The 6,860-nt window shown below is 41.6% G+C and carries 8 protein-coding genes; 2 read left to right on the forward strand and 6 right to left on the reverse strand.

Annotated features, from left to right (window positions below; genetic code table 11):
• The coding region (locus WBM49_RS14090; protein ID WP_424372684.1) for a THUMP domain-containing class I SAM-dependent RNA methyltransferase at positions 1 to 859 on the forward strand (859 nt) is incomplete at its 5' end.
• Positions 860 to 906: 47 nt separating this feature from the next.
• On the opposite strand, the gene WBM49_RS14095 is transcribed toward WBM49_RS14090, so the two are convergent.
• The 3 genes from WBM49_RS14095 to rlmD are packed head-to-tail and all read right to left on the reverse strand — an operon-like array spanning position 907 to position 3,635.
• Complete coding sequence (locus WBM49_RS14095) at positions 907 to 1,692, reverse strand: DUF6048 family protein (RefSeq protein ID WP_424372685.1); 786 nt, start codon at positions 1,690 to 1,692, stop codon at positions 907 to 909.
• A complete protein-coding gene (locus WBM49_RS14100; RefSeq protein ID WP_424372686.1) occupies positions 1,673 to 2,218 on the reverse strand; it encodes a DUF6452 family protein in 546 nt (181 codons plus the stop codon). The genes WBM49_RS14095 and WBM49_RS14100 overlap by 20 nt, the downstream gene beginning before the upstream one ends.
• A 1-nt stretch (position 2,219) precedes the next feature.
• Positions 2,220 to 3,635 carry a 23S rRNA (uracil(1939)-C(5))-methyltransferase RlmD gene (gene rlmD / locus WBM49_RS14105; protein WP_424372687.1) on the reverse strand — a complete coding sequence of 472 codons (1,416 nt, stop codon included), beginning with the start codon at positions 3,633 to 3,635 and terminating at the stop codon, positions 2,220 to 2,222.
• Positions 3,636 to 3,842: 207 nt separating this feature from the next.
• Here rlmD and rocD point away from each other — a divergent pair, with 207 nt between their 5' ends.
• Complete coding sequence (rocD, locus tag WBM49_RS14110; protein WP_424372688.1) at positions 3,843 to 5,138, forward strand: ornithine--oxo-acid transaminase; 1,296 nt, start codon at positions 3,843 to 3,845, stop codon at positions 5,136 to 5,138.
• Between the two features lie 79 nt (positions 5,139 to 5,217).
• Here the strand turns inward: rocD and rplS are convergent, their stop codons facing one another.
• The 3 genes from rplS to WBM49_RS14125 all read right to left on the reverse strand — a co-directional run.
• Positions 5,218 to 5,568, reverse strand: a complete 351-nt coding sequence (gene rplS / locus WBM49_RS14115; RefSeq protein WP_424372689.1) for a 50S ribosomal protein L19 — start codon at positions 5,566 to 5,568, stop codon at positions 5,218 to 5,220.
• Between the two features lie 141 nt (positions 5,569 to 5,709).
• Complete coding sequence (trmD, locus tag WBM49_RS14120; protein ID WP_424372690.1) at positions 5,710 to 6,384, reverse strand: tRNA (guanosine(37)-N1)-methyltransferase TrmD; 675 nt, start codon at positions 6,382 to 6,384, stop codon at positions 5,710 to 5,712.
• Between the two features lie 32 nt (positions 6,385 to 6,416).
• The coding region (locus WBM49_RS14125) for an N-acetyltransferase family protein (protein WP_424372691.1) at positions 6,417 to 6,860 on the reverse strand (444 nt) is incomplete at its 5' end.

The following is a 6,860-nucleotide window of genomic DNA, read 5'->3' on the forward strand; positions in this document are numbered from 1 at the left end:
CTTTACCCATGCCTTGTATGTTTCACAAAAAACCAAGGACGCTATTGTGGATAAATTCAGAGATCAGGAAGGGAAAAGACCCGATGTGGATATAAAAACCCCCGACATGCGGATCAATATCCATATACAGAAAGATCAATGCAATGTGGCCCTCGATAGTTCCGGTGCTTCTTTGCATCACCGCGGTTACAGGACCGCCACCAATATAGCTCCTATCAATGAAGTACTGGCAGCCGGACTATTATTACACAGCGGATGGAATGGTCAATGCGATTTTCTGGATCCTATGTGCGGAAGTGGAACTATGTTGACCGAGGCCGCCATGATCGCGTGTAATATCCCGGCCAATATCAACAGAAAGGGTTTTGCCTTTGAAAAATGGTCAGATTTTGATGAAGACTTATACGATAAAATAGTAAGCAGCAGTCTGCAGAAGACCCGGGAATTTCATTATAAGATCATAGGATATGACAAGGCCCCATCGGCCATTGAAAAAGCAAAGGACAACGTGGCCAATGCCAACCTATCGGATTATATTGAGATACTACAGCAAAATTTCTTCGAATCAGAAAAGTTCACCAAAAATCATCTGCATATGGTATTTAATCCTCCCTATGGCGAACGATTAAACATTGAAATGGAGGAGTTTTACGCGTCTATCGGAAATACCCTGAAAAGACAATATCCTGGAACGGATGCCTGGTTCATCACCTCCAATCTGGAAGCCCTGAAGTTTGTTGGCTTGCGACCTTCGAGAAAAATAAAGGTCTTTAATAGCCATTTGGAATCTAAACTGGTTAAATACGTAATGTATGAAGGGAGTAAGAAGGGAAAGTACATAGAAAAAGATAAGGCTTGATTCACAGCTCAAACAAAACTAACTGACAGTTTTCATCTTTTGTAGCATTATTGAGTGGCTGTCGCGGTCTTAGGTTTTGGTTTCTTGGCCTTTCGATACAGCGGTACCAGGTAGGAAATACTGTAATTGTAGCCTACGCCAAAATTACTACCATCGGTAACTCTGTTAAACCCGGGGATCCATAGATTTGGAAAAGCACTGTCTTCAGTATTACTTACCAAAAACCCCAATCTCACACTTGCTCCTAGATAAATATTCGCAAATAGTTCGGTCTTAATTCCTACCAGAAATTCTAACCAACTGGCCGAAAGACCGCTAAATTCTGCATTATTCAGGCTACCATCGGCAAATTGTCCCGGATTCCAGTAACGGTTACTATCATAAATAAAGGAATCATTGAGAGTTTGGCTAAAGGTGCTAAAGGCGTATCTTCCTCCTATAAAAATAGAATTGTTCATCCCGTACCAGTTTTCATAGGTATTGTAGTCTACGCCCAGCTTTATATAACTTCCTGAGGTGGTATAATTATAAAGAGGTGTGCTGTTCGCGATGGTCAAATTAGCCAGTTCTTCCTGTTGGGTCTTTTTTTCATTCCCTAGCTCCCCGGCCAGATAAAGCACCTCTGTTAAACGGTAATCGGCCACAATTTCGAGTCCGGTATAATCCGAATTAAAAAAAGACAAAGCAGGTCTGCTCAGATCAATTCCCGCCCGGAGTCCATAGGGCTGTTTGTAGCTTAGGGTATCTTTTGGCTGCAGATCGATTGGGCCCGACTGGCAATAAACCATAGAGAAACCAAATAAGATTAAAATACTAATGGAATATCTTAACATGGGCGTTGACTTGTGAGGTTACAGCAGCATTGATAATTTCTATTCCCTGTATCCAATTGTCTGTATCAGAGGTCAACGAATTTGAGGCCAGTTCGTAATTGGCCACAAATCCACAAGCTCTGGAAACAAAAACCTCATTGGTTTCATAGTTAAATTGTAGGGTATCTATATTACCAGTTTCGGTATTGTCTTCTCCATCCGAATTAAGTATTATCTGAAACTGTGTGTTCGCTTCGTTGATCCTTAAAGGAATAGCAACAGAGTCTCTGGAACTTCGATCGGTAAAGGTAGTAAGGGGCTCACCATTTCCAATGCCAATTATTCTGAGCGAAGCCACAGATTTTAAAGTAACACTGTCGGCTGCGTCATAGAAACGGATGATTAATAATGGCGTATCTCCATCAACACAGATATCGTCTTTTTCACAAGCAGAGATCACTATAAAAACAAACAGTAAGAGCAGGCCTATACTACTTATACCAAAACTATAAACCGGCCTCCCTACCATTGAAAATTTAATACTCATTCTATATGTTACGTTTTTCCAAAAGTACAACATTTTCTACGTGATGAGTTTGTGGAAACATATCCACGGGCTGCACTTTCAGGATCTCGTAATCGGCCTTCAGCAAGCTGAGATCGCGTGCCTGTGTCGCACTGTTGCAACTTACATAGACAATGCGTTTAGGGCCCATGGCAAGGAGTTGTTCCACTACTTCTTTATGCATTCCCTCCCTGGGTGGGTCTGTGATCAACACATCGGGGACACCGTATGTAGCGGTGATCGTATTGTTTAGCACAGTTTTCATATCACCTACTAGAAACTCAGTATTAGAAATACCATTAACTTCCGCATTCACCACAGCGGCTTTTACAGCTTCAGGGACCACTTCAATACCGATTACTTTACGGGCTTTGTTTGCAATAAACTGAGCAATGGTTCCTGTACCGGTATACAGATCAAAAACCAGTTCAGTGCCCTGGAGATTGGCAAAATCTCTAACTACTTTGTAAAGTTCATAGGCCTGGGCCGAATTGGTCTGATAAAAGGATTTAGCATCTATCTTAAATTTTAGACCCTCCATTTCTTCCCAAATATGATCGCTTCCGTGATAAAGATGAATTTCCTGATCGTATAAGGTGTCGTTTTGTTTTAGGTTGATCACATAAAGCAGCGAGCTTATCTCAGGAAATGTTATGCGAATATGATCCAGGATCAAATCACGCATGTCCTGGTCCTCTTTTGCAAATTGAAGCAGCACCATGAGTTCTCCCGTAGAAGAAGTACGTATCATAAGGGTTCTGAGAAAGCCTTCCTGACTCCGGGGACTAAAGAATGGGAGTTGCTTTTCCGTTGCGAAGCGTTTTATTTCGAGTCGTATCGCATTGGAGGGATCGGCCTGTAAATGACATTCATTCAGGTCGAGTACCTTATCCCACATCCCTGGAATGTGCAAACCAAGGGCATTTTTATCCCTGATAGGCTCCTGCTGTTTTAGTTCTTCGGGATAAAGCCATCTGGAATCGGAAAAAGAGAATTCCATTTTGTTTCTGTAATAAAAGTGTTGTTTTGATCCTATTATGGGCAAAACTTCCGGAAATTCAAGATGGCCAATTCGCTTTAAATTATTCTCTACCTCACTTTGTTTGAAAATCAGCTGATGTTCATATGACATGTTTTGCCATTTGCAGCCTCCACACAGTCCGAAATGTTTACAAACCGGCGTAGTGCGTTTGTCCGAATATTCATGAACATGGGTAACAATGCCTTCAAAATAAGCTTTTCTTTTTTTAGTGGTCTGTATGGTTACCACGTCACCTGGAACGGCATTTTTAACAAAAATGACCCTTCCGTCTGGAGCTTTGGCAATCGATTTTCCTTTTGCACCGGCACCTACTACCGGTATCTTTTCGAAGATCTGCCTCGTATTCTTTTTGCGCATGCGCAAAGGTAAAATCTTTTTGATGATAGGGGAGGGTCGTATTTCTCAAATTTCCTATTTCCTGGTAAAAAAAGCCATAATGTCCTTTTTTTTAGGAGGTTATAATTTTTTTTGAAGTCCTAATTATTTGTAATTTTGTAGCACTGCATAGGATGATTTCTCTCCCAAAGAAGGAATTGATAAAGTTTTACTTAAATCGATTTTAAAATGTCTGTCTTAGAAAAAATTAGCTCTAAAGAGGCCATTGCTCTAGAGGAACAATTTGGTGCCCAAAACTATCATCCGCTACCAGTAGTATTAAGCAGGGGCGAAGGTGTCTTTGTCTGGGATGTTGAAGGAAATAAGTATTATGATTTTCTGTCTGCTTATTCTGCGGTCAACCAGGGTCACTGTCACCCTAAGATCATTAACGCTTTGAAAACACAGGCCGAGAAGTTGACCTTAACTTCGCGGGCTTTTTACAATGATATGCTAGGGGTTTATGAACAGTACCTGACCTCTTATTTTGGTTTTGATAAGGTGTTGCCCATGAATACAGGAGCCGAAGCGGTTGAAACTGCCATGAAGCTGGCCAGGAAGTGGGGTTATGAGAAAAAGGGGATCCCGGATAACAAAGCTCGTATCATCGTATGTCAAAATAATTTCCACGGTCGCACCATCTCTATTATCTCAGCATCAAATGATCCTGTGGCCACAGAAAATTTTGGTCCGTTTACTCCGGGAATCACTTCAATCCGATACAACGATCTGGATGCCCTGCGAGAGGTACTAGATGATCCTAACGTAGCTGCCTTTCTGGTGGAACCTATTCAGGGAGAAGCGGGTGTCTATGTTCCTGATGAAAGATACCTGGAAGAGGCATTTGCTCTTTGTAAGTCTAAGAACGTGCTTTTTATTGCAGACGAAGTGCAAACCGGAATTGCACGTACCGGCAGGTTATTGGCCAGTTGCGGAAATTGTTCTTGTGCTGATAAGAATTGCAGCGGAACCCCGGACGTAAAACCAGACGTATTAATTTTGGGAAAAGCTATCTCCGGCGGTGTCTTTCCTGTATCTGCGGTGTTGGCAAATAATGACATTATGGAAGTAATTAGACCTGGAAACCACGGCTCTACCTTTGGTGGAAATCCGCTGGCCTGTGCGGTTGCGATGGCTGCTCTGGAGGTTGTAAGGGAGGAATCCTTAGCCGAAAATGCAGATACTTTAGGGAATCTGTTCCGTGCGGAAATGGAGAAACTTGTCAAAGAATCACCGCTGGTACAACTCGTTAGGGGCAAAGGCTTGTTAAATGCCATTGTGATCAATGATTCTGAGGATAGTTCTACGGCATGGGACATATGCATGGCTCTCAAAGAGAACGGATTGTTGGCTAAACCAACACACGGTAACATAATCAGATTTGCACCTCCTTTGGTGATGACCCAGGATCAACTTTTGGATTGTGTGGCAATTATCAGGAAGACCATTTTAGCCTTTGAAGATAAAAACGCTAATAGCATATAGATTACAACCCACTTGGAAAGGGTGGTATAAAAAAACCCTAACGATAGCGTTAGGGTTTTTTAATAAAGGTATGTTGTATTTAGGATCTGATCTCTTTGATACGGGCTTTTTTCCCGGTAAGACCTCTGAAGTAGAAGATTCTGGCTCTTCTTACTTTTCCTTTTTTGTTGATTTCGATCTTTTGTAATGCAGGCATGTTAATAGGGAAAATTCTTTCTACCCCAACCGTACCAGACATTTTACGGATAGTGAAGGTCTCTAAAGCACCTGCACCTCTGCGTTGAATAACGACACCTCTAAAAAACTGAGTACGTGTCTTTTCACCTTCCTTGATCTCATAGTAAACCGTAATGGTGTCACCAGCAGAGAATTCTGGAAAATCTTTCTTTGGAACAAATTCGTCTTGAACAAATTTTATTAAGGATTCCATCTAATTAAATGATTTAAAGTTTTATAAAGCCAACATTCACGGATATCGTCAGAGGTTGATTTTAACGACTGCAAAAATAGTTGATAAATTAATACTTACAAGCATTTTGCCCCATTTTTTTAATTTATAAGGCAGCTTGGTTTACTCCAGAAGATCGGGTCGGAGTTTTTGTGTTCTGGCATAGGCCTGTTCCTCACGCCAGTCCTCAATAGCCTTAAAATTACCTCCAAGAAGTACTTCCGGTACCCCAAGGCCCTTGTAATCCCTTGGTCTTGTATAAACAGGGGGAGCCAGTAAATTATCCTGAAAGGTATCCGTGAGGGCCGATGTTTCATCGTTCAGGACCCCGGGTAGAAGCCTGATAATGGCATCGCAAAGAACTGCTGCACCCAGTTCCCCGCCAGACAAAACGTAATCCCCAATGGAGATTTCCCTTGTAATTAGGGTGTCTCTGACGCGTTGATCTACTCCTTTATAGTGCCCGCAGAGCAAAATAATATTGTTTACCAATGACAGGGAATTCGCCATTTTCTGATTTAGAGTTTTACCATCCGGGCTAAGATATATGACCTCATCGTATTCTCGTTCCGACTTCAGTTGTCCGATACACTTATCAATGGGCTCTATCATTAACACCATTCCTGCACCACCCCCAAACTGATAATCATCTACCTGATTGTAATTTCCCAGGGAATAGTCCCTCAAATTATGAATATGGATTTCTACCAATCCTTTGTCAATAGCCCTTTTTAGGATGGAGGCTTCAAACGGACTATTCAATAGTTCCGGAACAACAGTAATAATATCAATTCGCATTGCTCTTTGTGTATTTTTAATTGGAATGTCTCTCAGACTGCTGTCCAAAAGTAATGAAAACAGTGTACATCTTTTTGCCATCCCAAACGTTCATACAATGTCTGGGCAGGGTTGTCAAAGGCAGTTTCAAGCGCCAATCCTTTATACTTCATCTCTTGACAAAATTCTTGTGAAGCGCGTAGCAGGGCTTCGCCAATTCCCAATTTTCTATATGCTTTGTCTACATAGAGATCATTTAATATATAAATGGGTTGTAATGAAACGGTAGAAAAACTTGGATACAATTGTACAAATCCTGTTGGCCTATCTTTTTCCAGACTTACAAACAAAACGGAATCGTTTTTATGGAATCTTTCTTTTAAAAATTGAGTGGCCGCCTCAATGTCCGGATCTTGCTGATAGAATACCCTATAGGCATCCAGCAAGGGTGCCAGTGCCGGGATATTTTCGCTTTGAGCCCGTATGATGGTTAAAGC

This window comes from Muriicola sp. (assembly GCF_049669965.1).
GTDB lineage: Bacteria > Bacteroidota > Bacteroidia > Flavobacteriales > Flavobacteriaceae > Muriicola.

Bases quoted from the DNA above. Each gene is read 5' to 3' on its own strand.
- WBM49_RS14095 (WP_424372685.1), bottom strand. From the start codon at position 1,692: ATGTTAAGATATTCCATTAGTATTTTAATCTTATTTGGTTTCTCTATG.
- WBM49_RS14100 (WP_424372686.1), bottom strand. From the start codon at position 2,218: ATGAGTATTAAATTTTCAATGGTAGGGAGGCCGGTTTATAGTTTTGGT.
- rlmD (WP_424372687.1), bottom strand. From the start codon at position 3,635: ATGCGCAAAAAGAATACGAGGCAGATCTTCGAAAAGATACCGGTAGTA.
- rocD (WP_424372688.1), top strand. From the start codon at position 3,843: ATGTCTGTCTTAGAAAAAATTAGCTCTAAAGAGGCCATTGCTCTAGAG.
- rplS (WP_424372689.1), bottom strand. From the start codon at position 5,568: ATGGAATCCTTAATAAAATTTGTTCAAGACGAATTTGTTCCAAAGAAA.
- trmD (WP_424372690.1), bottom strand. From the start codon at position 6,384: ATGCGAATTGATATTATTACTGTTGTTCCGGAACTATTGAATAGTCCG.